This window comes from Falsigemmobacter faecalis, from assembly GCF_003863335.1.
GTDB lineage: Bacteria > Pseudomonadota > Alphaproteobacteria > Rhodobacterales > Rhodobacteraceae > Wagnerdoeblera > Wagnerdoeblera faecalis.
In genome coordinates, this window is the sequence record NZ_RRAZ01000002.1 from 116,909 (window position 1) to 142,320 (window position 25,412).

Consider the following 25,412-nt stretch of genomic DNA (forward strand, 5'->3'; position numbering starts at 1 on the left):
ATGTCGCGCTATGACGCTCTGCTGGCACTCGATATCCCCGCCCTTGCGCACCGCTACGACGTAAAGGATGTGATCCTTTACGCGCTTGGCTGCGGGGCGGGGGCCGAGGACCTTGGCCTTGTTTATGAGAAAGCGGATCTGCGGGTCATCCCCACGATGGCCACGGTTCTGGCCTATCCCGGCGACTGGTACCGCAATCTGCCGACCGGGCTTGCGGCGGAAATGATCGTTCATGCCTCTGAGCGGGTGGAGGTATTTGACGATCTTCCGGTCCGGGGGCATCTCACCGCAAAGCCGCGCATCAGCGCCATTCACGACAAAGGCCCCGGTCGCGGCGCAATCGTCGTGAGCGAGCGCGACATCCGCGAGGCTGAGAGCGGGCGTCTGCTCGCCCGCGTCACGCAGCGCGCCTTTTGCCGCGGCGACGGCGGCATGGGCGGTCCGCAGATCCCGTTGCCTCCGCCAGAGCCGCTGCCCGCCCGGGCTTCGGACCGGGTGCTGAGCCTGCGCACCTCGCCCCGGGCGGCGGCGATCTACCGGCTGATGGGCGACGACAATCCGCTGCACATCGACCCCGCCATCGCCCGTGAGGGCGGCTTCGGGCGCCCGATCCTGCATGGGCTCTCGGGCTACGGCCATATCTGCCGCGCGCTTCTGTCCGTCCTGCCGCCCCGGATGCGGGTCACCGCCTTTGAATGCCGCTTCACCGCGCCCGTGCTGCCCGGCGACGATATCGCGCTTGAGATCTGGCACCAGGACGGCGGCTTTGCCTTTCGCGGCCACGCCCGGGGCCGCACCGCCTTTGACAACGGCACCCTGCGCTATGCCCCGTGCGTGCCTGAGGTGCCGCCCCGAGAGAGCGGCGCGGGACAGTCATCCTGAGGAGACAGCAATGAAACAACCGCCGGTCATGCGCTATGAAACCCACTACGGGCAGCGGCTTATTCGCTGTTATGCAGAGCGTCCGCAGTCGGTGGATGCCATGTTCCGCGAGGTCAGCGCCCGCGACGCCAGCCGGATCGCGCTGGTCGATGAAGACCGCCGCATCAGCTATGCAGAGCTGGAGGCCATGGTCGCCGCCCAGGCCGCCGGTCTTGTGGCCCGCGGCTGCCAGCCGGGGGAGCGGATCGGGCTTTTGCTGAACAACTGCGCGGAATTCGTCAGCCTCTTTCTTGCTGCGGCCCGCATTGGCATGATCAGCGTGCCGATGAGCACCCGCCAGGCGCTGCCGGAAATCCGCTATGTGCTGCAACAAAGCCGGACCTCGGTGCTGATCGCGGATGCGGCCTGCGCCGCCAATATCCCCCCGCGCGCCGAAGTCGAAAGCCTGCGCGCGATCTTTACCCTTGGCGCGACAGAGACACCTCCCCCCGAGGCAGAGCCCTTTGACGCCCTGGCCTGCGCGCCCGGGCCTGACCTGGAGTGCCCCGCCCCCCGGGAGGAGGATACGCTTTGCCTGCTCTATACATCCGGGACGACCGGAAATCCCAAAGGCGCGATGATCACGCATCTCTCTGCGGTGCATTCGGTTCTGAACTTTGAATGGGCGCTTGGCCTGCAGCCTGGCGATGTGGCCTTTCTGTCGGTCCCGGCCAGCCATGTCACCGGTCTGGTTGCAATCATTCTGCCCGCGCTCCGGGTGGGTGGCACCACGGTGATCCTGCGCGACTTCAAAGCGCGGAAGTTCCTTGAGCGCGCCGCAGCCGAGCGGATCAATTATTCGCTGATGGTTCCGGCGATGTATAATCTGTGCCTGCTCGACAAAGAGTTTGAGCGCTTTGATCTGTCGTCCTGGCGGGTGGCGGGCTTTGGCGGCGCCCCCATGCCCGGCGCAACCATCGAGGCTTTAGCCCGCGCCCTGCCGGGGCTGGTTTTGCAAAACGTCTATGGCTCAACCGAGACCACATCCCCCGCAACCGTGCTTCCGCCAGGGGCGATCACCGCGCATTCCGACACCGTTGGTATTCCGCTTCCGGTCGCCGATATCGTGGTCGTCGATGACGCCGGGATTGAGGTTCCGCGCGGCACCACCGGAGAATTGCTGATCGGCGGGCCCATGGTGGTGCCGGGCTATTGGGAGAACCCGCAGGGCAATGCCAATGGCTTTGTCAGCGGCTACTGGCGCTCGGGCGATCTGGGCAGCATGGATGCAGAGGGCTTTGTGCGGGTGGTGGACCGCAGGAAGGATATGATCAACCGCGGCGGCTTTAAGATCTATTCAATTGAGGTAGAAAACGCGCTTGCCGCCCATCCGGCGGTGGTGGAGGCCGCGGTCATTGGCCAACCCGATCCGGTGCTTGGCGAAAGGGTGCAGGCCTTTCTGTGGCTGGGCGATGGTCAGACGGATGCCGAAGCGATCCGCGCCCATTGCGCGGCCCGGCTCTCAGATTACAAAGTGCCTGAGAAAATCGTCTTTCTGACCGGCCCGCTGCCGCGCAATGCCAATGGCAAAGTGCAAAAGACCGAGTTGCGCCGGCTGACCACCGTCTGAGCGCAACTGCGCAGGCATCCGGCGACGCGACCGCCATGGGAAAGCTGCCCCCCTCCGGGCGGGGGCAGGCACGTTATCGCGGTCCAGGGGGTCATAGCTGAGAAAGCGCCCCCCTGTGGGGCGCTATGACGGTTTCGCGGCGCAAAGGTTCAAACCGAATAAAACAGGCCCCCAACTGGTGTCAGGGGCCATGAAGATCGCGCAGTGCAGGCCTCACAGCAGGCAAAACCAGCCCCCGGTCGATCCGGGGGCAAGGTCCCTTACTTCGCCGCAGAGGGGAAGAAGAGTTGCTGGCCGTTGATCTTATACTCCGCAATCGCCGCCTGACCCTCAGCCGAGATCAGCCAGTCCACAAAGGCCTGGCCTTCGGTGACTTTGACATGAGGGTGTTTCTCTTTGTTCACCAGGATCACGCCATAGGGGTTAAAGAGCACCTTATCGCCCTCAAAGGTGATCTCCAGCGGGCCACGGTTTTCAAACGACAGCCAGGTGCCGCGATCGGCCAGCGCATAGGCCGGGACCTGGGCTGCGGTATTCAGCGTCGCGCCCATGCCCGAACCGGTTGAGAGATACCAGGGCTGGCCCTCTGCGGTGATGCCTGCGCTTTCCCAGAGCTTTTTCTCAGCCACATGGGTGCCGCTGTCGTCGCCGCGCGAGGCGAATTTCGCGCCCGAAGCGGCAACGGCTTTGAAGGCCTCCGCAGCCGTGGCAGCGGCTTTGGTCTTTGCCGGATCTTCGGCGGGGCCAACAAGGATGAAATCGTTATACATCACGTCAAAGCGCTGCACGCCCCAGCCTTCAGCGACGAATTTCTCTTCCTGGCCGCGGGCGTGAACAAACACCACATCGGCATCGCCGCGCCGCGCGGTTTCCAGCGCCTGTCCGGTGCCCTGGGCAATCACCCGCACCTCAATGCCGGTTTTCTCCTTGAAGATCGGCAGGATATGGCCAAAGAGCCCGGAATTCTCGGTCGAGGTGGTCGAGGCCACGGTGATAAAGGTCTCAGCACTTGCGGGAAGAGCCGCAAAGCCGAGAACGAAGCTCACAGTCAGTCTGCGCAGAAGGGTCATCGTCTCGTGCCTCTCTTTGTGTGGATTACCATAAAAGCTCGCCCGCCAGATAACCGCGGGCTTCGCGGCTGACGGGCGCAGAAAAGAACGCGGGCGCGGGGGTGGTCTCAAGGATCTGCCCGCGGTCGAGAAAGATCACCTCTTCGCCAAGGCGGCGCGCCTGCCCGAGGTCATGGGTGGTCATCACAAGGGCCATGCCCTCGGCGCTGAACTGCAGCAGGCTGTCCTCAATCAGGCGGGTTGAGGCGGGATCGAGCGCCGAGGTCGGCTCATCGAGGATCAGCAGGTCAGGTCGGGTGGCCCAGGCGCGGGCCAGCGCCAGCCGCTGCTGCTCGCCGCCCGACAAAAGCCGCGCGCCGCGACCCGCGAGGGGCATCAGGCCAAAGCGCTCCAGAGCCGCCTCGCACCGCGCCTTCCGGTCCGGCCCGGACAGCCCCTGCAGGGCAAGCGCATGGTCCAGATTGGCCCGAACCGAGCGGCGCAGCATCACGGGGCGCTGAAAGACCATGGCCTGACGCGCCGCCCGCACGCCCTCACCCGCGCGGACCACCCGCCCCTGCGAGGGCGCGATCAGCCCGTGACAGATGCGCAGCAGCAGGCTTTTGCCCGCGCCATTCGGGCCGAGGATGACCAGACGCCGCCCGGCCCTGACCTCAAAGCTGACGCCACGCAGCAGCGCCACCCCCCTGGCCTCAAAGCCAATGTTCTCTGCGCGCAACAGACAGTCGCCGCTCATCCCATCCGCCTCCGTGACCATTGCGTCAGACCAAAGGCGAGGGCGTTCAGCCCCAGAACAATGCTCAGAAGGATGATCCCAAGCGCCACCGCCATGGCCAGATTGCCGCGGTTGGTCTCAAGCGTGATGGCGGTGGTCATGGTGCGGGTATGGCCCGCGATATTGCCGCCCACGATCAGCACCGCCCCCACCTCTGCGCTGGCCCGGCCAAAGCCCGCCAGGATCCCGGTCAAAAGCCCCACGCGCCCGTCCCACAAAAGCGTCGGCACCGCGCGCAGCCGGCCTGACCCGAGCGAGCGCAGCTGCTCTTCGTATTCGCCCCACAGCTCTTCGATCATCGAGCGGGTGAGCGACAGAATGATCGGCACCACCAGCACCGTCTGCGCCGCGATCATCGCGGCGGGCGTGAACAGCAGTTCCAGCGACCCCAGCGGCCCCGAGCGCGAGAGCAGCAGATAGATCAAAAGCCCCGCCACCACCGGCGGCAGCCCCATCAGCGCGTTGCAGATCACAATCACCCCGCCGCGCCCCGGAAACCGCGACAGCGCCAGCGCCGCGCCCAAAGGCAGCGCAATCAGGCAGGCCAGCACAATCGCGCTCAGCGAGACCCGCAGCGACAGCCCGATCACCTGCACAAGGGCCGGATCGGCTTCAGCGATCAGACTGAAGGCCGTGATGATTGCCGTATCGGACATGAGTGCTGTCTGTTTCCCCGTTCAGCCCATTATGCAATTTACATCTCACTTGTGGCAAATATGTAAATCATGCAGACTACAGACAAAGACGTAATGATTTCATCTAAATGCCGGATTTTGCAGTATGCCTGGAAGCCCAACGGCCGTTCTTCTGACAACCTCTGAGGTCGCGGCCTACCTGCGGATCAAGGAGAGGACGATTTATGACATGGTCGCCCGCGGCCAGATCCCCTTCTCGCGGGTCTCGGGGAAGCTGCTTTTTCCGCGCCGTCTGGTCGATGCCTGGATTGAGGGGCAGACCGAACTGCCCGACACCCGCCTCGCGCCTGCGCCGCTGATCTGCTCGGGCTCGTCGGAGCCGCTTTTGGAATGGGCGCTGCGGCAGTCGGGGGCGGGGCTTGCGATCCTGACCAGCGGTTCGCGCCAGGGGCTGGAGGATCTTGCCGCAGGCCGCGCCATGCTGGCCGGCACCCATCTGATTGAGCCGGAAACCGGGCGCTATAACATCGACGCGGTGCGCAGCATTCTGCCCTTTCCCGATATCGTCATGATCCACTGGGCCCGCCGGGTGCAGGGGCTTTTGGTGGCGCGGGGCAATCCGTCAGAGATCACCTCGCTGCGCGATGTGGTTGAGCGGGGGTTGCGGGTGGTTTTGCGCAGCGAAGGCGCGGGCTCGCAGATCCTACTGGATCTTTTGCTGGCGCGCGAAGGACTGTCCCCTTCGGCGCTCAATGCAGCCCCCCGCGTGGCGGAAAGCCATGGCGATATGGCCTCAATGATTGAGATGGGCGAGGCCGATTGCGGGCTGGGTCTGGCCGCCACCTCGCTCGGCTTTCTGCCGCTCTGGCCGGGAGAGGAGTTTGACCTGGTGATGCGGCGGCGCGATTTCTTTGAGCCCCCGGTGCAAAAGCTGCTGGCCTTTGCGCAGGGGGAGGCCTGCCGGCGGCGGGCTGAGTTCCTTGGCGGCTATGATCTGGGCCGCCTCGGCGAGGTGCGCTTCAATGCCTGACGGGCGATTGAAAATCCCGCGGTAATCGGCGAGATTGCGCGGGTGATGCAAAGCCCCTCCTCTCCCTCCCGTCTGATGTGTTGTGACGACCTGCTGGCGCAGCTGCTGGCGGGGATGCCGCCGCTGGTCCCCTGCCAGGTGCCCCTGTCGCAGATGCGCTCCGGCATGGTCGCGGCCGCGCTGCCCGGTCTGGCAGCGGGCCTGCCGCCTCTGCCGCTGGCGCTGCGGGCAGGCTATGCCCTGCGCGCGGATGATCTGATCGGCGCGGGGCCGCAGTCCCCCGTCATGCTGATGTCGCCGCCGCCGCTGGTGCAGGCCGGTGCGCGGCTGCCGGAGGGGGCGGATGCCGTTCTGGACCCTGCCGCGCTCTGCCGCGCAGGCCCGGTGTCTGAGATCAGCGCAGAGACCTTCCCCGGCGAGGGTGTGCTGCCCGCCGGGCATCACCTCAGCCCCCATACCCCCCTGCTGCAGGACGGCGAGGTGATCGGCCCCGCCCGTCTGCTGCTGCTGGCCATGGCCGGGGTGACAGAGGTGCCCTGCCGCATTCCGCGCGTGGATGTGACCGGGGATGATCCGGCGTCAGTGGGCTATCTGACGGAGATGGCGCTGAAATCCGGCGCCATTGCAGATCGCGGCACAGCCGCGATCCGCCTTCACCTCTCAGAGCAGCCCCCGCCGGAGGGTGACTGGCTCTGCCAGGGCCTGGCCCTGAACGGGCTGCAGGACATTGCCGTCGCGCAAAGCGAGGGCTGCGTCACGATCCGCTTTGCCCCGCGTCCCGATCTGCTGGCCCTGGTGGCCCTGGGGCTGATGCTGCCGCTCATCGATCATCTCAGCCGCCGTCAGGTGCCGCAAAGCCTCAGCCTGCCGCTGTCGCGCAAGATCAGCTCGCCCGTGGGGATGAGTGAACTGCTGCCGCTGCGCCGCGAAGGGGGGAGCTGGGTCCCGCTGCCTGCGGGCGAGCTGAGCCTTGCGGCCCTGAGCGGCGCCGATGCGCTGCTGCGGATCCCCGCCGGAGAAGAGGGCTGGCCCGCCGGGCATCTTCTGGCGCTGCCCCCCCTTGAGCGGAGGCTCTGATGACACCGCAAAGCCCGCATCTTCAGGATCAGTTCCTCTCCGTCTGCTCGCGCGATGCGGCCATCGCACGATTTGACGCGGCCTTGGGGCCATTGTCCCCCCGCGAGGTCAGGGTGCCGCTGGCCGAGGCGGCGGGCCGCGTGCTGGCCCGCGATCTCAGCGCGCCCGCCGATGTGCCGCCCTTTGACCGCTCGGGCGTCGATGGATTTGCCCTGCGGGCCGCCGATCTGGCCGGGGCCTCTGCGGCAAACCCGGTGATCCTGCGGCTGACGGGCGAAAACATCGCCTGCGGCACCGCCCCTTTGCGAAATGTACCGCCCGGAGAGGCCAGCCTGATCGCCACCGGAGGCCCGCTGCCACGCGGCGCGGATGCCGTGGTGATGCTCGAGCATACCGATCCGCTGCCGGATGGCCGCATCGAAGTGCGCCGCGCCGCCCTGCCGGGGCAGTTCATCGGCCGCGCGGGCAGTGATCTGGCGCGCGGCGAAGTGCTGCTGCGCCGCGCCACGCTGATCGGTGCCCGCGAGATCGGGATGATCGCTGCCGCAGGGATCGCAGAGGTGCCGGTCTTTGCGCGACCAAAGGTGGCGGTCCTCTCGACCGGGGATGAGCTGGTCGCACCGGGCCAACCGCTGGCCCCGGCGCAGATCCATGACGCCAACGGCCCGATGATCGCCGCCGCCTGCGGCGAGAACGGGGCCGAGGCGCGCTTTCTTGGCGCTTTTCCCGACCAGGCAGAGGTCCTGGAAACCGCGATGCGCGAGGCGCTTCAGGGCGCTGATATGCTGATCCTGTCGGGCGGCACCTCAAAGGGCGCGGGCGATCTGACGCATCGGATTGTGGCGGGTCTGGGCGCGCCGGGGATCGTGGTCCATGGCGTGGCGCTGAAGCCCGGCAAGCCGCTGTGTCTTGCGGTCTGTGACGGCAAGCCCGTGGTGGTGCTGCCGGGCTTTCCCACCTCGGCGATGTTTACGTTCCACGACATCATTGCCCCCGTGCTGCGCCGCATGGCGGGACTGCCGGCGCGGGGGGTGCATGAAGTCAGCGCCACCCTGCCTCTGCGGCTGCCCTCTGAGATGGGGCGCACCGAATTTGCCATGGTCGCGCTGAGCGAGGGGCCCGAAGGGCGCGTCGCCTTTGCCACCGGAAAGGGCTCCGGCGCGGTGACCTCTTTTGCGCAGGCCGATGGCTTTGTGCAGATCGGGGCGCTGGAAGATCACCTGCCCGCGGGCCGCGAGGTGCAGGTGCAGCTTTTCACCCCCGCGCTCCGGATGCCCGATCTGGTGATCGCGGGCAGCCATTGCACGGGACTGGATCTGGTGCTGGGGCCGCTGGCGGGCGCGGGGCTGCAGATCCGCAGTCTGGCGATTGGCAGCCTTGGCGGGCTGCAGGCGGCTCTGCGCGGCGAATGCGATCTTGCGCCGATTCACCTGCTGGACCCCGCCACGGGGGCCTTCAACACCCCCTTCCTGACCGAGGCGCTGGAGCTGCTGCCGGGCTGGCGGCGGATGCAGGGGCTGGTGTTTCGCAAGGGCGATCCGCGCTTTGAAGGGCGCGACCCGCAGGCCGCGCTGGCACGGGCCCTCGCCGACCCGGAGTGCCTGATGGTCAGCCGCAATCAGGGCGCGGGCACGCGCATTCTGATCGATCAGCTGCTGAAGGGGGCGCGGCCGCAGGGCTGGCTCAATCAGCCGCGCTCTCATACGGCGGTGGCGGCAGCGGTGGTTCAGGGCCGCGCGGACTGGGGCGTGACCATTGCCCCCGTGGCGCGGGATGCGGGCTTGGGCTTTTTGCCCCTCGCGCCTGAGCATTATGACTTCGCCCTGGTACGCAGCCGCATGGAGCGGCCCGCCGTCCGCGCCTTCCGCGAAGCCCTGGCGCTGCCCGAAGTGCGAACAGCCCTGGAGCGCGCGGGCTTTACCCCGGCATGAAAAAGGCGGCCCCGGGGGCCGCCTTTTTGCTTTATTCCGCCGGGGCCGGGCTGCCCCTGTCGCGCAGCGGCCATTGCCGGATCGTGACCGCCAGAAGGATCGCCGCCCCGCAGAGCGAGGAGATCAGCTCAGGCGCGATCAGCAGCAGTGCCCCGATGACCAGCGCCACCCGCTCAATCTTCCACAAAGGCGCCATCAGCCAGTTGGTGATCGCCGCCGACAGCGAGACGATCCCCAGCGTCGCCCCGAAGAAAGCCAGCAGGAAGTCCTGAATGGTGAAGCCTTCGGTGACGATCAAAAGCGAGGGCGAGAAGACAAAGACAAAGGGCACCAGCGCCTTACCCATCGACAGACGGAAGGCGGTGTTCCCGGCCTGGAAGCCATTGGCCCCGGCAATCCCCGCCGCCGCATAGGCCGCAAGCGCCACCGGCGGCGTCACATCCGCCAGCACCCCGAAGTAAAAGACGAAGAAGTGCGCCACGATCGGCTCCACATTCATCATGCCGAGAACCGGAGCGGCAACCGCGATCATGATGATGTAATTCGCCGTGGTCGGCACCCCGCAGCCCATCAGCACGCAGACGATGGCGGTCAGCACCAGGGTAAAGAGCAGCGAGAGCGTCTCAATGCTGAAGATCTCAAAGGGCAGAATGGCGAGGAAGCCATGAACCGAGGCCGCCCAGCCCTGCGCCACCGAGGTCACCATGAAGGCGATCTTGAAGCCCACACCGGTCAGCGTCACCACACCGATGACCACGCCCACCAGCGCCGAAGCCACCGTCACGGAAAGCGACTGACGCGCACCGGCGATAAAGCCCTCAACCACGCCCTCAGCCGCATCGCGCAGACCCTTGACCCCGCCTGCCGCCTGAACGCGCTGGATGATGAAGACCACGATACAGGCCGTGATCGCCCAGAAGGCCGACAGGAACGGCGTGCGGCCCGACATCAGCATCCAGACCAGCAGCACCAGCGGGAAGACCGACATCCAGCCCTCACGCAGCACCTTCCAGGCTTTCGGCAGTTCTTCTTCGCGCAGACCACGGATGCCCAGACGCTTGGCCTCAAGGTGGACCTGCACCAGCACCCCGAAGAAATGCATAAAGGCCGGGACAATCGCCGCGATCAGGATCGTGCGCAGCGGGATCCCGAGGTATTCCACCATCAGGAAGGCCACCGCCCCCATGACCGGCGGCGTGATCTGCCCACCGGTTGAGGACGCCGCCTCCACGGCCGCCGCGAAGTGCTTTTTGAAGCCGATCCGGATCATCGCCGGAATGGTCAGCGCCCCCGTGGTGACCGTATTGGCAATCGAGGAGCCCGAAATCGTGCCCAGCATCGCCGAAGAGATCACCGAGACCTTGGCCGGACCACCCGCAAAACGCCCGGTCAGCGCGGTCGCCAGATCAATGAACAGCTGCCCCAGCCCGATCTTCTGCGCCATGACGCCGAACAGAACGAAGTGGAACACATAGGTCGCAATCACCCCAAGCGCGGTGCCGTAGATGCCCTGCGACGAGAGGTAAAGGTGGTTGATAATATTGCCCCAGTCCGCCCCCGGATGAACCAGGATCCCCGGCATCGAGCGGCCGAAATAGGCATAGGCAATGAAGAGACAGGCAATCACCGGCAGCGGCCACCCCATGGAGCGGCGCACCGATTCCAGCAGCGTCACCAGCAGGATCGTCCCCATGACGATATCCAGCGTCGAAGGATTGCCGATCCGGAAGGCCAGCTGGTCATAGATCCACGGCACATAAAGCGAGGTCACAAGCCCGGCAATCGCCAGCGCCCAGTCATAAAACGGGATGCCGAAGATCCCCGGCTCATCCGTGCGGTGACGGTTGCGCGCCAGGGCCGCAAAGCTCAGGAACACCACAAAGAGCGAGATCCCCATATGGACGCCACGATGGGTGGTCGCACGCGGGATGCCGTAGCCTGCGGTGTAGTAATGATAAAGCGACAGCAGAAACAGCAGCACGCTGCTCAGGATCAAAACCGGCTTTGTGACCGTGCGGAAGCGCGATTCCGGGTCAAATTCTTCCTCGAGCCTGCGGATTTCCTCGTCCGTCAGAACGCGGGTGCTCTCACTCATGGCCTGCCTCTTGATCTGGTCTTAAGGGATAAAGCGCGGCAGGGGGGCCCCCTGCCGCGCTCTGTGCTCTGCTGCGCTGCAGCTTACTGAAGCTTGCCGGCTTCTTTGTAGAACTTCTCAGCGCCCGCGTGGAACGGGATGCCCGCGCCCATGGTCGCATTGTCGAGGTTGATCTGTTTGCCCTTGGCGTGACCGGCCCCGAAGAGTTTTTGGGTGGTCTCATTATAAAGCGCCTGGGTGATGCCATAGATCAGCTCATCGCTGATATCGGCGCTGGTCACCAGCTGTGCGCCGACCGAGATGGTCGCCACATCCGCGTCCTGGCCCTTATAGGTGCCGCCCGGGACAGTGTCGGTCGCGAAGAAGGAATAGGTCTCGCGCAGCTTGTCGACTTCCGGGCCGGTGATCGGCACCAGCGCGATGTCATGCTGCGAAGCCAGCTCCGCAATCGCACCCGCCGGGAAGCCGCCGACAAAGAAGAAAGCATCCATCGCGCCATCGCGCATCCGGTCCGCGGCCTGATCGGGCTTCAGATATTCGGCGGTGATATCGGCTTCGGTCATGCCAAAAGCTTCAAGGATGATCTTGGCATCGACCAGGGTGCCCGAGCCCGGCTCATCGAGCGAGACTTTCTTGCCCTTCAGATCCGCAACCCCATTGATGCCCGCATCTTTGCGCGCCACGAGGTGGATCGATTCCGGATAAAGGTTCGCGATCAGACGCAGCTTCTCAACCGCCGGTTTGCCGTCCCAAAGGCCGGTGCCGGTCTGCGCCCAATAGGCCACATCCGACTGGCTGAAGCCCGCTTCCAGCGCGCCACCCGCGATCGAGTTCACGTTGCCGACCGAGCCGTTCGAGGCCACCGCCGTCGCGATCAGACCCGGCACGCCGCAGGAGCCGCCCGCATCACAGGCGCGCGAGCCGGGCGGGTTCGAGATCGCATTGGCGATCAGACCACCGATCGGGTAATAGGTCCCCGCCGTGCCGCCGGTGCCGATCCGGAAGAACTGCATCTCCTGAGCCGCGGCGCCCTGCGCCATACCTGCCACCAGCAGCGCCGCACCGAACAAAGCCTTCGCCGAATTCACAAACATCACTCACTCCCAGAGAATTCAATTTTGCGCGAGTATGTGAGAGTTCCGCGGGGGCGTCAATCACAGGCAGCCCCGTGGCTGTCAGTCGGCTTCCGCGGGCAGAAGCTGACAGCCATGCGTCTGAAAAATCCCGGCCGCCCCCGTGCCGCCAGGGCTGCCGTAAAAGCTGCCCGCCGCCGGTTTATCGGCGCTGAGAAGGAAGACCGGACAGCGGATCGCCGGATACAGCGCCGCGGCGAAATGCCCAAAGGCTCTGCGGCGCGGCTCTGAACGCGCGTCGGCTTCATGAACGATCCCCGGTCGCAAGCTCTCCGCGCGCCACCCGGTTCAGCGCCGCGCGGAGGGGGGCGGGTTGAGCCACGGCCCCGCGACCGCGTTCCAAAGACCCGGCGACTGCAGCGCGGCGCGGCCATATTGTCCTGCCGGCACCGCATCCGCCAGCGTCATGGAAAGCCGCTCTCCGCTACCCGCCGCAAAAATCCCGCGCCAGCGCATCAAGGCTGTTTGCAAAGAGGCGGCGGCGAAGACCACCGCAACAGGACCGGCAGCGCGGGCGAAAAGGCGGGCAAAATATATCGCGGCAGGGCCGTTCCGGAGCAGAGTTGAACGGCTCAGCCGTCGCCCTGCGCGGGCGGACGTCAATGCGCAATGGGGTCGCCACCGTAATTTTGCCGCCCCCTGCAACCGCAGGCCAGGCTCGGGCGTTCACCGACTGCCCCGTCGAGGCGTCCTGCGCTCGCTCAACTGAGGATGAGACGGCAGAGCGGGGCAGAATTTGAGATAATTCCTTTCAGTCTCCGGCAGCTGTTCCGGCGCAGCCCAACGGCCCCCTCTGCCGGGCACGGGGAGGTGTCAGAGCCACTGCCCGGATCGTCAGAGTGATTGTCAGATGGCAATGTTCACCTATCCCGCAAAAGCGCTGGTACCGCAGTTTCACAGATTTCTTCGCCGGATCGTGCAGCAGGGCGCGCTGATGACGCGGCTGCCGGACGGACGCGTTCTGGCCGCCGGGGACAGCGTCAGCACGCCGCTGCGCATCGCCATCCACGACTGGCCCACCCTTTTGCGGCTGAGCCTTAACCCCGATCTTGCCATGGGCGAGGCCTGGATGGAGGGGCGGCTGACGGTTGAAAACGGCTCGATTTATGATCTGCTGGATCTGGTGACGCGCAACCTGCGCACCGCAGATCCGCCGGGGATCTCGCGGCTGGCGCGGTGGGGGCAGCGTCTTATGGCGCAGCACCCGGCCTCGAACGACCCGCGCCGCTCAAAGCAGAATGTCGCCCGGCACTATGATCTGGATGCAGGGCTTTATGAATTGTTTCTCGACAGCGACCGGCAATATTCCTGCGCCTACTTTGAGGAGGAAACCGCCACGCTGGAACAGGCACAGCTGGCCAAAAAGCGCCATCTTGCGGCAAAACTCGCGCTGTCTCCGGGGCAGCGCGTCCTGGATATCGGCTGCGGCTGGGGCGGCCTTGCGCTTTATCTGGCCGCCGTCGGGGGTGTGTCGGTGACCGGCATCACCCTGTCTGAGGAACAGCTGGCCATCGCGCAGGCGCGCGGGGCGAAAACCCGGGGGGTTGATTTTCGACTGCAGGATTACCGCGCTTTGACCGAGAGGTTCGACCGCGTGGTTTCCGTCGGGATGTTTGAGCATGTGGGCCCCGGCAGCTATCCCGCCTTTTTCGCCAGCCTTGCCCGGCTTCTCGATGAAAACGGCGTGGCGGTTTTACATTATATTGGCCGCAGCGGGCAGTCGTTCCCGACCAACCCATGGATTTTGAAGTATATCTTTCCCGGCGGCTACATGCCCCCGCTCTCGGAAGTCCTGCCGGTCATTGAGGCCGAAGGCCTGATCGTCACCGACATTGAGGTGCTGCGCCTGCATTATGCCGAGACCCTGCGGCACTGGCGGGCGCGTTTTCTCGCCCGCCGCAGCGAGGCGGTGGCCCTTTATGATGAGCGTTTCGCCCGGATGTGGGAGTTTTATCTGGCGGCCTCTGAGACGGCTTTCCGGTCGCAGGGGCTGGTGGTGCATCAGATCCAGATGGTGCGTCGCCAGGACGCCCTGCCCCTGACGCGGGACTATATGCAAAAGGCCGAAGCCGCGCTGCGCCAGGCGGAGGCGGGCTGACCCTCGACACCCCCGCCCCCCGGCGGTACTCTGACCGCCCGGACGATCAGGCAGGCGGATATGGCAGATATTTTCATCGGAACCCTTGGCGGCACCATCGCAATGACCAGGGCTGCAGGTGAAGGCGGGGTGACCCCCAAACTGACCGCTGCCGATCTGCTGGCCGCGGTGCCGGGGCTTGATCCGGGCCTGAGCGTGCAAAGCGAAAGCGTGCTTCAGCTCGCCTCTGCCTCGCTTTCGCTGCGCGATATGGGACGCGTGCTGGCCTGGGCCAACCAGGCCGCAGCCCAGGGCGCACGGGCGGTGATCCTGACCCAGGGCACGGATTCCATGGAAGAAACCTCGTGGTTTCTCGATCTCTTCTGGGCGCATGACTGCCCGCTGATCGTGACCGGGGCCATGCGGGCGGCAGATGGTGCGGGGCCGGATGGTCCGGCCAACCTCGCCGCCGCTCTGCGTGTGGCGCAAAGCGAGACCGCCCGCGGGCGCGGCGTAATGGTGGTGATGAATGAGGTCATTCATTCGGCCAAACGGCTGCGCAAAACCGACAGCCTTTCGACCGATACCTTTTCCAGCGGCACCACCGGCCCGCTGGGTCGGGTGATTGAGGGCGCACCGGTCTGGTTCCGCCCGCCCCAGCCGCGCGATCCCCTGCCCGCACCGCAAAGCTTTGAACATGATGTGGCGATCCTCAGCTTTGGCATCGGTCAAAGCGCGTCACTGCTGATCCATGCGCTGACCGCGCCGGAGTTCTCGGCCGTGGTGCTTGCGGGCTTTGGCTCGGGTCATCTGCCCGCCGATCTGATGGCGCATCTCGACACGTCAACCCGCCCGGTGATCTATTGCAGCCGCTGCGCCGATGGTCCGGCCACCCGCGCGACCTATGGCTACCCCGGCTCTGAAATTGATCTGCAGGCGCGCGGGGTCTGGCCCGGCGACTGGCTGGGGCCGCTGAAGGCGCGCATCCTGATCTGGGCGATCCAGGCCGCAGGCCTTGCAGATCCCCGGGCCGCATTTGAAGCCCGCGCCGGTGTATGATCCGATGCATGCCCCGCTGATCGCCCCCGATCTCACCCGCGAAGACCTGGCCCGCCCGATCAAAGGATTTGATCACACCGGGGCCGAAATTGAGATCCAGGTGGTCGAAGAGCGTCCGCTCTCCATCTGGTTGAATTCGCGTGAGATTGTCACCGCCATGACCATCGGGGATTACCCCGAATATCTGGCGCTTGGCTTTCTGCGCAACCAGGGAATGCTGCCCGAGGGGGTGGAGGTCACGGCGGTTGACTACGACGATTTCTCCGAAGCGGTGGTGGTCCGCACCCGCGAAGCCACGGATTTCGAAGAGAAACTCAAGCGCCGCACCCGCACCTCGGGTTGCGCCATGGGCACGGTCTTTGGCGATATGATGGAGGGGCTGGAGGGGCTAAAGATGCCGCCCGCCGCGCTGCGCACCTCCTGGCTATATGCGCTGTCGCATCAGATCAACCGCATGCCCAGCCTTTATCTGGAGGCGGGGGCGATCCATGGCACGGTGCTGTGTCACCAGAACCGCCCGCTGGTCTATATGGAGGATGTGGGCCGCCACAATGCCGTCGATAAGGTCGCGGGCTGGATGTACCGCGAGGGCGTCAGCGGGGCCGATAAGATCCTTTACACCACGGGTCGGCTGACCTCTGAGATGGTGATCAAATGCGCCCATATGGGCATCCCGGTGCTGGCCTCGCGCTCGGGCTTTACGGCCTGGGGGGTCAGCCTTGCGCAAAGCCTGGGGATGACGCTGATCGGGCGGCTGCGCGGGCAGCGCTTTGTCTGTCTCTCGGGCGAAGAGCGGCTGATCCGCGACGCCGATCTGGCCTCGGTCGCCGCAGAAGAGGGCCGCAACCGCAGGAAGGGCGCGCAGGATGAGTAAACCTCTCGGTGTGATCCTGGCCGGTGGCCTTGCGCGGCGGATGGGCGGCGGTGACAAGGGGCTGCTGGATCTGGGCGGGCAGACGATCCTTGGCGAAGTGATCGCCCGTCTTGCGCCGCAATGCGCGGGCCTTGTGCTCAACGCCAATGGCCAGACCGGGCGCTTTTCGGGCTTTGGTCTGCCGGTGATCCCTGATGGCATCCCGGGCTTTCCCGGCCCCCTCGCCGGGGTTCTGGCCGGGATGGAGCGCGCGGCCGATCTGGGGCTGAGCCATATTCTGACGGCGGCGGCGGATACGCCCTTCATGCCCCGGGATCTGGGCGCGCGCCTTTCGGCGGCCCTCAGCCCGGGCCGTCCCATTGCCCTTGCCGCCACCCGCGAGGGGGAGCGCCTGATCCGGCAGCCGGTCTTCGGCCTTTGGCCGGTGGCTTTGCGCGGCGATCTGCGGCAGGCCATTGAGGGGGGGCTGTCGAAAATCGTGCTCTGGACCGACCGCCACGGCACGGCGCTGGCGGAGTTTGACCCCGGCCCGCCGCATCCTTTCTTCAATGTGAACACACCCGAAGATCTGGCCGAAGCGCGGGCAATCTGGCAGAAGAACGACTGAGACATCTGAGGGGGGCGGCCATGCGGGTCTTCGGCATTACGGGGCGCAAAAACGCCGGAAAAACAACGCTGACCGAGAAACTGGTGGCGGAATTGACCGCCCGGGGCTACCGGGTCTCGACCGTCAAACACGCCCATCACGCGACAGATGTGGACCAGCCGGGCCGGGACAGCCACCGCCACCGCCAGGCCGGAGCGGTTGAGGTGATCCTCGCCTCCTCCAACCGCTGGGCGCTGATGCATGAGTTGCGCGGCGCAACGCCGCCCGAACTCAGCGATCATCTGCAAAAGCTCTCCCGCGTCGATCTGGTGCTGGTCGAGGGCTATAAGCTGGCCCCCCATCCCAAGCTGGAGATCTGGCGCAAAGCCAATGGCGCGGATCTGCTGGCCCCCGATCATCCGACCATTGAGGTCCTCGCCTCCGATCAGGGCGATGGCGGCACCGGGCTGCCGGTGCTTGACCCCAATGATGTCACCGGCATCGCCGATTATATTGAAGCGCGCACCGGCCTGACAGAGTTGAAAAAGCGCGGCTCTTCGATGCCCGAGGGGGTGCGCTGGACCCCGGTGGAGGAGGTTTTCGCCGCGCTGAAAGCCGCCATTCACTCGATTGAGGGCCGGGAAACCGTGGCCCTGAGCGCGGCCGCAGGCCGGGTGCTGGCCGAAGATGCCATTGCGCGGCGCAGCCATCCGCCGGCCCGCAACTCGGCAGTCGATGGCTATGGCTATGCCTTTGATACGGTCGATTTTTCCGCAGGCCCCCTGCCGCTGGCGAAGGGCCGGGCCGCAGCCGGGGTGCCCTATCCGGGCGCGGTGCCGCCGGGGCATCTGCTGCGCATTCTGACCGGCGCGCATCTGCCTGAGGGCGTGGATACGGTGGTGCTGCAGGAGCATGTCACCCTGGAGGGCGACCACCTCCGGGTGACCCGTCCGCAGCGCAAAAAGGGCGCGAACTGCCGCCGCGCGGGCGAAGATATGGCCGCAGGCGATCTGGCGCTGCGGGCGGGCGCTCTGCTGCGCGCGCCGGATCTGGGGCTGGCTGCGGCCCTCGGGATTGCAGAGCTGACCCTGCGCCCGCGCCTGCGGGTGGGGGTGCTGTCTACCGGCTCTGAGATCGTGCCGCATGATCTGGCCGAAGATCACCCGCTGCAGACGCCGGATGCCAACCGCCCGATGCTGCTGGCGGAACTGACGCGCCTTGGCTTTCAGCCGGTCGATTTAGGCATCGTGCCCGACGACCGCGACGCGATCCGTGACGCGCTGAGCCGCGCCACCACGCTCTGCGATGCGGTGCTGACCTCGGGCGGGGCCTCTCAGGGCGATGAGGATCACACCGCCGCCCTGCTGCGCGAAGAGGCCGATCTGCAGGTCTGGCGCGTGGCCGTGAAGCCAGGCCGCCCGCTGGCGCTGGCGCATTGGCAGGGCATGCCGGTCTTTGGTCTGCCGGGAAACCCCGTGGCGGCCCTGGTCACCGCGTTGATCTTTGCGGTCCCGGCGCTTTACCAGCGCGCGGGCGCGGGCTGGCGGGCGCCCCAGGGCTTTCTGGTGCCTGCGGGATTTGCGCGTGTGAAACAGGCCGGGCGGCGGGAATATCTGCGCGCAAGGCTTACCGGGGCTGGCACGGCAGAGGCCTTCGTCTCAGAGGGCTCAGGCCGGGTGTCTGGCCTGTCCTGGGCGGAGGGGCTGATTGAGCTGCCCGATGCCTTTTGCGACATCCGCCCCGGCGATCCGGTGCGCTTCCTGCCCTTCCAGAGCTTTGGCCCTTAAGCCAGCGGCTCTTTATTTCGTCGGGGGCGTCACACGGGCACCCTCGGTCGCATAAGCGACATGGGCGGGGATCTGAAACGCCTGGCTCATCTGCCAGGTTGCCCCCGCCAGAACGGCGGCGGTGATTGCGCCAAAAAGGATTGCCTTCACGTCTTCTCTCCGGGGTAGCTTGCAGGCCCTCAGATAAGGCCTTTGTCCCTGAGGGCAAGCCGCAGTTCCCCGGCAATTGCGATAAGTGATTGACCAACCTGGCTTTCCGGCTCTGTTGCGACGATTGGTCGCCCCAGATCCGCGCCTTTGCGCAGCGCCATGGTCAGCGGGATCTCTCCAAGGAAGGGCACGCCAATGCGGCGGGCCTCCTCTCGGGCGCCGCCATGGCCGAAGATCTCATGCCGCCCGCCGCAGTCCGGGCAGATGAACTGCGACATATTCTCAATGACGCCCAGCACCGGAACCTCCAGCCTGCGAAACATCGCAATGCCGCGGCGCGCATCAATCAGCGCCAGATCCTGCGGCGTTGAGACGATCACCGCCCCCGAGAGCGGGCTTTGCTGCGCCACCGCCAGTTGCGCATCACCGGTGCCCGGCGGCATATCGATCAGCAGCACATCCAACCGGCCCCAGTCGACCTCTGCGATCAGCTGGGTGATCGCCGATTGGATCATCGGCCCGCGCCAGATCATCGCCGTATCGGGATCAACCAGATTGCCCACCGAAAGCGCCTGAATCCCCCAGGCCTCCAGCGGCTTTAACCGCCGCCCGTCTTCCGCAAGCTGCGGCTTTGCCGTCAACCCCAGCAGCGTCGGCACCGAGGGGCCATAGATATCAGCATCGAGCACGCCGACCTTCAGCCCCAGATGCCGCAGCGCCAGCGCCAGCGAAATGGTGGTGGTGCTTTTGCCCACACCACCCTTGCCTGAGGCCACGGCCACCACGGCTTTCACCCCTTCCAGCACCTTCGCAGGCGCTTTGGCGGGCTGCAGCTGCGGCGGGGCGGCCGCGGGCTTCGGGGGCTCAGAGCGCTCGGCGGTCAGCATGACGAGGGCCTTTTGCACCCCCGGCAGACGCTCGGCCGCCTTTTCAGCCGCAAGGCGGACGGGCTCAAAGGCTTCGGCCTCTGCGGCCGTGACGCGGATTGAAAAACTGACGCGGCCGGGCGCAGGCTCGGTCATGGCGCCAAGGCGGCCACTGTCGGCCAGACTGCGGCCATCGGGCAGTCTGACGGATGCCAAAACGGCGCGCAAAGCTGCGCGCCGCCGGTTGAGGTCCATGGGATCGCTCATTCTGCCGGGGTGACCTCACCGCCGGGGCCACGGCGCTGCACGGCGCCACGGGCAAGCTCTTCTTCCAGCCAGAGCGAGTGGTGCTGCTCGGCCCAGTTCACATCGACCTGACCGCTGGTCATGGCATCGAGCGCGCCTTCGGTGCCAACGGTGCCGATGTAGATATGACCAAGGATCATCGCCATCATACCGCTGGCGATCAGCGCATGGGCAATCTGTGCCAGCTGCCAGTCGGTCGCGCTGTTGAGGAACCAGGGGAACATCAGCAGCAGACCCGAGGCCGAGACCAGACCCCCGCCCACAACCACGCCCCAGAAGACGATCTTCTGACCGGCGTTGAATTTCTTCGCCGGCGGGTGCTTGCCCTTGACCAGCAGGCCACCGCCCTCTTTCAGCCAGCGCAGATCCAGCCTGTTGGGGATGTTGTGACGCACCCACATCACGAAGGTGATCACCACGCAGAGCATGAAGGGCCAGGCCAGATAGTTATGCGCCAGCTTGCCCAGATAGGTCAGCGAGCCAAAGGCCTCATAGCCCAGCCAGGGCATCACGATATAGCGCCCGACCGCAACATTGATCCCCGAAAGCGCCAGCACGATGAAGCTGGTCGCCATGGTCCAGTGCACCGTGCGCTCAAAGATATTGAAGCGTGTGATGGTGCGGCCCGAACGGCCCGCCTCAATCGCCAGACGGCCTTTGACCATGAAAAAGACCAAAAGCGCCAGCGCAGTGCCGACCAGCGCCACGCCCATCACCCGGTCCGAGACCCCAAGGTTAAAGCCCATCCAGGTCTTATTGGACGGCTTTTCCAGATCCGCGGCCCTGGCATCGGGGATCGAGATCCGGCCCGAGATGGTCTCACCCGGCTTCAGCGCGTCCAGAAGCTGCTGCTCCTGCACCGAAGACGCGGTGGGGTTCACCGGCTGCTGCGCCATGACCGGCGCGGAAAACCCAAGGGTCGCCCCAAGGACCAGGGCTGCGAGTTTAAAACGAAGCGTCATCCCTGCCCCCCTCAAGCCGATACATTGATGGTTTCGCCATAGGCGGTTTTCCAGCCCCAGGCGCCCGAGCCGTAACCGCGGGTCACCACGCGCTCACGGTAGATCTCGGCGATGATATCGCCATCCCCCGCCAGCAGCGATTTGGTCGAGCACATCTCAGCGCAGAGCGGCAGTTTGCCCTCGGCCAGACGGTTCGCGCCATATTTCTCATATTCCGCGATCGAAAGATCTTCTTCGGGGCCGCCTGAGCAATAGGTGCATTTGTCCATCTTGCCGCGCGACCCGAAGTTCGAAGCTTTGGGATACTGCGGCGCGCCGAAGGGGCAGGCATAAAAGCAATAGCCACAGCCGATGCAGGTGTCTTTGTTGTGCAAAACCACACCATCATTGGTGGTGTAGAAGCAGTTCACCGGGCAGACCTGCGCGCAGGGCGCATCGGTGCAATGCATACAGGCCATCGAGACCGAACGCTCGCCCGGCAGACCATCATTGATGGTCACCACGCGGCGGCGGTTGATGCCCCAGGGCACCTCATGCTCGTTTTTGCAGGCGGTGACGCAGGCGTTGCACTCGATGCAGCGGTCCGCGTCGCAGAGAAATTTCATACGTGCCATGTCGCGCCCCTTATGCTGCCGCTTCGATCCGGCAAAGCGTGGCTTTGCCTTCGTGCATGCCCGTCACCGGATCGTAACCATAGGTGGTCACGGCGTTGACGGATTCCCCCAGCACGACCGGATCGGTGCCCTGCGGATATTTCCCGCGCTGATCTTCACCCATGAACCAGCCCGCAAAGTGGAAGGGCATGAAGGCCACACCCGGTGCCACACGGTCGGTCACCAGCGCTTTCACGCGGACTTTTGCGTTTTCTTCCGGCCCGTAGACCCAGATCCAGGCGCCGTCTTTGATGCCCTTGGCGGCCGCATCTTTGGTGTTCACTTCGCAGAACATGTCCTGCTGAAGCTCTGCAAGCCAGGGGTTCGAGCGGGTCTCTTCGCCGCCGCCCTCAAACTCAACCAGACGCCCCGAGGTGAGAACGGTCGGGAACTGATCAAAGAGTTTCTGCTCAACCGCGCGGGCCTGGATGGTGTGGCCGATATTGGGCATCCGCAGCTGACGGCCGTCTTCGCGGGTCGGATATTCCGCCACAAGGTCGGGACGCGGGGTATAGATCGGCTCGCGGTGGACCGGCACCGGATCGGGCAGGTTCCAGGCGATGACGCGGGCCTTGCCATTGCCGAAGGGCACGCAGCCATGGGCAATCGCCACCCGCTGAATGCCGCCCGACAGATCGAGCGTCCAGGAGACTTTGGCGATCTTTTCCGGATCACCGCCGCCGATTTTTTCAATCACGGCACGCTCTTCCGCGGTCAGCTCAGAATCCCAGCCCAGCTTTTGCAGCAGCGCCATGGTGAATTCCGGATAGCCATCCTCGATGTCCGAGCCGACGGGCCAGCTGTCTTCAGCCAGCAGCGAGACGCCCTCACGCTCCAAGCCAAAGCGCGGACGGAAGGCACCGCCACCCTCTGCGACCGGGACATTGGTGTTGTAAAGGACGTGGGTGCCGGGGTGCTTCATCTCGGGCGTGCCCCAGCAGGGCCAGGGCAGACCGTAGTAATCGCCGCCGACTTCCGGATCATCCTTCGGGGCCCGCAGGGTGATGATGTCAAACTTATCCTGATTGCGCATATGCGCTTTCAGACGCTCGGGCGACTGACCGGTATAGCCGGTCGACCAGCCGCCGCGGTTGACCTCCCGCAGGATGGATTCCGCCGTCGGCTCTTTGGAGAATTTGCCGTCGACCATCTCAAAGGTTTTGAACATCTCATCTGCAAAGCCGAGACGCTGCGACAGACGGTAGATCACCGCATAGTCGTTGTCGGATTCGAAAATCGGCTCAACCACCTTCTCGCCCCACTGCAGCGAGCGGTTCGAGGCGGTGCGGCTGCCGTGGCACTCAAAGTTGGTGCAGATCGGCAGCAGATAGGTGTTATCCGTGCGGGTATGCAGCGCGGCAAAGGTCGTCGGATGGGGGTCAGCCACCACCAGAAGATCCAGCGCGTTCATGCCGTTTTGTGCCGCCTTCATCCGCGGGATGGTATTCGCGCCGTGGCCAAAGACCACCATGGCCTTAATGCCGTCCTGCTGATCGACGTCATCCGCATCGAGAAGTGCGGCATCGAACCAGCGGGTCGAGGGGATCCCCGAGACTTCCATGTTCTGCGCGCGCGTCCGCGCTTCGCGGCCCTGTTTGGCGGGCACGTCGTCGAAGCGGCTCTCGATATAGCTGAAGGGCACATCCCAGACCCGGCACCAATGCGCCCAGGCCGCCGGAGCGAGGCCGTAGTAGCAGGGCAGGTTCCCCACATCGAGGCCCATATCCGTCGCGCCCTGCACGTTGGTATGGCCGCGGAAGATATTCGCGCCCATGCCGATGTCGCCGACATTGCCGGTGGCGAGCAGCAGGGTGCAATAGGCCCGCACGTTGGCGGTGCCAACGGTGTGCTGCGTGCCGCCCATGCACCAGATGAAGGTCGCAGGCTTCACCGTGGCAAAGGTCTGAGCAACGCGCTTGACGACCTCTTCTGTCAGGCCGGTGACGCGCTCCACTTCCGCCGGGTTCCACTTCATGATTTCGGCTTTCGCCTCATCAAAACCGTAGACGCGCTTGCGGATGAAGTCTTTGTCTTCCCAGCCGTTTTCAAAGATATGCCAGAGCATGCCCCAGATCACGGCGATATCCGTGCCGGGACGAATGCGCACAAATTCGGTGGCATGAGCCGCCGTGCGGGTCATGCGCGGGTCAAGCACGAAGACATTCGCCCGCTGGGTCTCTTTGCCCGACAGGATGTGCTGCATGGCAACCGGATGCGCCTCAGCCGCGTTCGAGCCCATGAAAATCAGGGTCTTAGCGTTGCGGATGTCGTTATAGCTGTTGGTCTGCGCGCCATAGCCCCAGGTATTCGCCACACCGGCCACGGTGGTCGAGTGGCAGATCCGGGCCTGGTGATCGACGTTATTGGTGCCCCAGAAGGCCGAGAATTTGCGGAACAGATAAGAGGCTTCGTTGGTGAATTTCGCCGAGCCCAGCATGTAAACCGAATCCGCACCCGATTTTTCGCGAATCTCCAGCATCTTCGCGCCGATTTCGTCGATCGCCTGCTCCCAGGTGATGCGCACCCAGTCACCGCCGACCTTCTTCATCGGATATTTCAGACGGCGGTCGCCATGCACCAGCTCACGCGACGAGGCCCCTTTGGCGCAATGCGAGCCACGGTTGATCGGGCTTTCAAAAGCGGGCTCCTGGCCGACCCAGACGCCGTTTTGCACTTCGGCGATGACCGAGCAGCCCACCGAGCAGTGGGTGCACATGTTTTTGCGCCGCTCTGCGGGGGCCGCATGATTATGCGGCGTCGCGGCTTCGGCGCGCTGAAAAAGCCCGCCCGAAAGCGAGGAGACCGCCGCAAGGCCACCCACAGCCACGCCCGAGCGGCGCAGGAAGCTGCGGCGGTCCAGCCGGCGCTGGCCCATGCCGAGGAAGCTTTGTGCAAGCGCGCCGCCGGTGCCGGAGGCCTGAATATTTTTGCGTTTGATCAGCATCTTACTTCTTCTCCGGCCAGACGAAGCGATTGACGTGATAGAACTGCTTCACATGCTCACTGTCGGGCTGATAGCGGGCTTTGGTGCGTGCATCGCCGGTCTCTTTGCCAAAAGCCGGAAGCGCGCCGCCCCCGGCGAGCCCCATGGCGGCAAGGCCGAGCGAGGCACCGAAAAAGCCGCGCCGTCCGACTTTCGGGCCAGTCCTTTTGCTGTCTGACATTCTCTCCACTCCCCTCAGGCCGCCTCAGGTGCTTCTGCGGCAAGCGCAAAGCCCTGTGCTTCGATTTCCATAAACAGACGCCCCACGCGGCCCACAGCGGCATAAAACTTTGCCGCAGGCGCTTTTTCCAGGTCGTCAAAGAACATCCCCGCCCAGGGGGCGAGGTGGCGGTTGAAAAAGAGGGCCTCACCCGGACCCGCCTCCCCCGCCGTCAGGCTGCCGCCCGCAAAAGCCGCCATGACCGCGCATAAAAGCGCAATCCGGTCTTCCGGATCATGATCCCCCGCCCGCCGCGCAATCCCCAGTGCCGCGAGATCGCCGCGCAGCACCGCAAGCGGGCGCTCATTGAGAAAACCGGTCAGATAGAAAGAGGCATAGGGCAGCAGCTCGCCCCGCCCGACGCCGATAAAGAGGTCGAAAAACTCGCGCTCAACCGCCTCCGGGGTGGTCGAGGCGGCCGCTTTTGCCAGATCCGCCCAGGCCGCGCCAAGCGCAGAGCCTTCGTCGGGTGAAAGATCGGACAGCGCCCGAAGCACATCGGCCGGGGGAGAGGCCGCAAGCAGCAGCGCGAGCGCGTCATAGCTCTCGGCGCGGCGGTCATCGGTCTCATCCCGGGGCTGGGAAGCGGAACGGGTCAATATTTACCTCTTACCTGGCAAAATGCTGGGTACGCCGGAACAAACAGCGTTCA

23 protein-coding genes are annotated in these 25,412 nt (G+C 65.2%); 10 read left to right on the forward strand and 13 right to left on the reverse strand.

What is annotated here, in order from left to right; translation table 11 throughout:
• Both EG244_RS01735 and EG244_RS01740 read left to right on the forward strand, forming a co-directional pair.
• Complete coding sequence (locus EG244_RS01735) at positions 1-882, forward strand: MaoC/PaaZ C-terminal domain-containing protein (protein ID WP_124963284.1); 882 nt, start codon at positions 1-3, stop codon at positions 880-882.
• Between the two features lie 10 nt (positions 883-892).
• Entirely contained in the window at positions 893-2,491 is a 1,599-nt protein-coding gene (locus EG244_RS01740; RefSeq protein WP_124963285.1) for a class I adenylate-forming enzyme family protein, read from the forward strand.
• Positions 2,492-2,751: 260 nt separating this feature from the next.
• On the opposite strand, the gene EG244_RS01745 is transcribed toward EG244_RS01740, so the two are convergent.
• From EG244_RS01745 to EG244_RS01755, 3 genes are read right to left on the reverse strand one after another with little or no spacing between them, the layout of a single operon-like run.
• The gene (locus tag EG244_RS01745; protein ID WP_124963286.1) at positions 2,752-3,561 is read right to left on the reverse strand and encodes a substrate-binding domain-containing protein; all 810 of its coding nucleotides are present in this window, start codon (positions 3,559-3,561) and stop codon (positions 2,752-2,754) included.
• A 25-nt stretch (positions 3,562-3,586) separates the two neighbouring features.
• Positions 3,587-4,297 (reverse strand): ATP-binding cassette domain-containing protein, encoded by a 711-nt coding sequence (locus EG244_RS01750; RefSeq protein ID WP_124963287.1) that lies wholly within the window; start codon positions 4,295-4,297, stop codon positions 3,587-3,589.
• Complete coding sequence (locus tag EG244_RS01755) at positions 4,294-4,992, reverse strand: ABC transporter permease (RefSeq protein WP_124963288.1); 699 nt, start codon at positions 4,990-4,992, stop codon at positions 4,294-4,296. The genes EG244_RS01750 and EG244_RS01755 overlap by 4 nt, the downstream gene beginning before the upstream one ends.
• A 124-nt stretch (positions 4,993-5,116) precedes the next feature.
• Here EG244_RS01755 and EG244_RS01760 point away from each other — a divergent pair, with 124 nt between their 5' ends.
• From EG244_RS01760 to EG244_RS01770, 3 genes are read left to right on the forward strand one after another with little or no spacing between them, the layout of a single operon-like run.
• Positions 5,117-6,001 (forward strand): helix-turn-helix transcriptional regulator, encoded by an 885-nt coding sequence (locus tag EG244_RS01760; protein ID WP_124963289.1) that lies wholly within the window; start codon positions 5,117-5,119, stop codon positions 5,999-6,001.
• Between the two features lie 45 nt (positions 6,002-6,046).
• A complete protein-coding gene (locus EG244_RS01765) occupies positions 6,047-7,078 on the forward strand; it encodes a molybdopterin-binding domain-containing protein (RefSeq protein WP_124963290.1) in 1,032 nt (343 codons plus the stop codon).
• Positions 7,078-9,009, forward strand: coding sequence for a molybdopterin biosynthesis protein (locus EG244_RS01770; RefSeq protein WP_124963291.1), 1,932 nt, complete (start codon positions 7,078-7,080; stop codon positions 9,007-9,009). The genes EG244_RS01765 and EG244_RS01770 overlap by 1 nt, the downstream gene beginning before the upstream one ends.
• Before the next feature lie 31 nt (positions 9,010-9,040).
• Here EG244_RS01770 and EG244_RS01775 read toward each other — a convergent pair whose 3' ends face one another.
• The 3 genes from EG244_RS01775 to EG244_RS20605 form a co-directional block, all read right to left on the reverse strand.
• Complete coding sequence (locus tag EG244_RS01775; RefSeq protein WP_124963292.1) at positions 9,041-11,104, reverse strand: TRAP transporter permease; 2,064 nt, start codon at positions 11,102-11,104, stop codon at positions 9,041-9,043.
• A gap of 83 nt (positions 11,105-11,187) precedes the next feature.
• Positions 11,188-12,198: a TAXI family TRAP transporter solute-binding subunit gene (locus tag EG244_RS01780; protein WP_124963293.1), complete on the reverse strand. Its 1,011-nt coding sequence runs from the start codon at positions 12,196-12,198 to the stop codon at positions 11,188-11,190.
• 327 nt (positions 12,199-12,525) lie between these two features.
• Positions 12,526-12,693 (reverse strand): type 2 periplasmic-binding domain-containing protein, encoded by a 168-nt coding sequence (locus EG244_RS20605; protein WP_199737720.1) that lies wholly within the window; start codon positions 12,691-12,693, stop codon positions 12,526-12,528.
• A 394-nt stretch (positions 12,694-13,087) separates the two neighbouring features.
• Here EG244_RS20605 and EG244_RS01790 point away from each other — a divergent pair, with 394 nt between their 5' ends.
• The 5 genes from EG244_RS01790 to mobB are packed head-to-tail and all read left to right on the forward strand — an operon-like array spanning position 13,088 to position 18,620.
• Positions 13,088-14,335, forward strand: a complete 1,248-nt coding sequence (locus EG244_RS01790) for an SAM-dependent methyltransferase (RefSeq protein WP_233588882.1) — start codon at positions 13,088-13,090, stop codon at positions 14,333-14,335.
• Positions 14,336-14,395: 60 nt separating this feature from the next.
• Positions 14,396-15,373, forward strand: coding sequence for an asparaginase (locus EG244_RS01795; protein ID WP_124963294.1), 978 nt, complete (start codon positions 14,396-14,398; stop codon positions 15,371-15,373).
• A gap of 4 nt (positions 15,374-15,377) precedes the next feature.
• Positions 15,378-16,247, forward strand: coding sequence for a formate dehydrogenase accessory sulfurtransferase FdhD (locus EG244_RS01800; protein ID WP_124963377.1), 870 nt, complete (start codon positions 15,378-15,380; stop codon positions 16,245-16,247).
• Positions 16,240-16,854 carry a molybdenum cofactor guanylyltransferase MobA gene (gene mobA / locus EG244_RS01805; protein ID WP_124963295.1) on the forward strand — a complete coding sequence of 205 codons (615 nt, stop codon included), beginning with the start codon at positions 16,240-16,242 and terminating at the stop codon, positions 16,852-16,854. The genes EG244_RS01800 and mobA overlap by 8 nt, the downstream gene beginning before the upstream one ends.
• 20 nt (positions 16,855-16,874) lie before the next feature.
• Positions 16,875-18,620 carry a molybdopterin-guanine dinucleotide biosynthesis protein B gene (gene mobB, locus EG244_RS01810; RefSeq protein ID WP_124963296.1) on the forward strand — a complete coding sequence of 582 codons (1,746 nt, stop codon included), beginning with the start codon at positions 16,875-16,877 and terminating at the stop codon, positions 18,618-18,620.
• Between the two features lie 12 nt (positions 18,621-18,632).
• On the opposite strand, the gene EG244_RS20610 is transcribed toward mobB, so the two are convergent.
• Genes EG244_RS20610 through EG244_RS01840 form a run of 7 tightly spaced genes read right to left on the reverse strand, consistent with a single transcriptional unit; the run spans position 18,633 to position 25,359 of the window.
• The gene (locus tag EG244_RS20610; RefSeq protein WP_199737722.1) at positions 18,633-18,770 is read right to left on the reverse strand and encodes a hypothetical protein; all 138 of its coding nucleotides are present in this window, start codon (positions 18,768-18,770) and stop codon (positions 18,633-18,635) included.
• A gap of 29 nt (positions 18,771-18,799) precedes the next feature.
• A complete protein-coding gene (locus tag EG244_RS01815; RefSeq protein WP_233588883.1) occupies positions 18,800-19,903 on the reverse strand; it encodes an Mrp/NBP35 family ATP-binding protein in 1,104 nt (367 codons plus the stop codon).
• A complete protein-coding gene (locus tag EG244_RS01820; RefSeq protein ID WP_124963297.1) occupies positions 19,900-20,904 on the reverse strand; it encodes a formate dehydrogenase subunit gamma in 1,005 nt (334 codons plus the stop codon). The genes EG244_RS01815 and EG244_RS01820 overlap by 4 nt, the downstream gene beginning before the upstream one ends.
• Positions 20,905-20,915: 11 nt before the next feature.
• Positions 20,916-21,518, reverse strand: coding sequence for a formate dehydrogenase FDH3 subunit beta (fdh3B, locus tag EG244_RS01825; protein WP_124963298.1), 603 nt, complete (start codon positions 21,516-21,518; stop codon positions 20,916-20,918).
• A 10-nt stretch (positions 21,519-21,528) separates the two neighbouring features.
• Positions 21,529-24,501: a formate dehydrogenase subunit alpha gene (locus tag EG244_RS01830; RefSeq protein WP_124963299.1), complete on the reverse strand. Its 2,973-nt coding sequence runs from the start codon at positions 24,499-24,501 to the stop codon at positions 21,529-21,531.
• 1 nt (position 24,502) lies between these two features.
• The gene (locus EG244_RS01835) at positions 24,503-24,721 is read right to left on the reverse strand and encodes a hypothetical protein (RefSeq protein WP_124963300.1); all 219 of its coding nucleotides are present in this window, start codon (positions 24,719-24,721) and stop codon (positions 24,503-24,505) included.
• A 14-nt stretch (positions 24,722-24,735) separates the two neighbouring features.
• On the reverse strand, positions 24,736-25,359 hold the full coding sequence (locus EG244_RS01840) for a TorD/DmsD family molecular chaperone (RefSeq protein WP_233588884.1): 624 nt from the start codon (positions 25,357-25,359) through the stop codon (positions 24,736-24,738).
• Between the last annotated feature and the right edge of the window lie 53 nt (positions 25,360-25,412).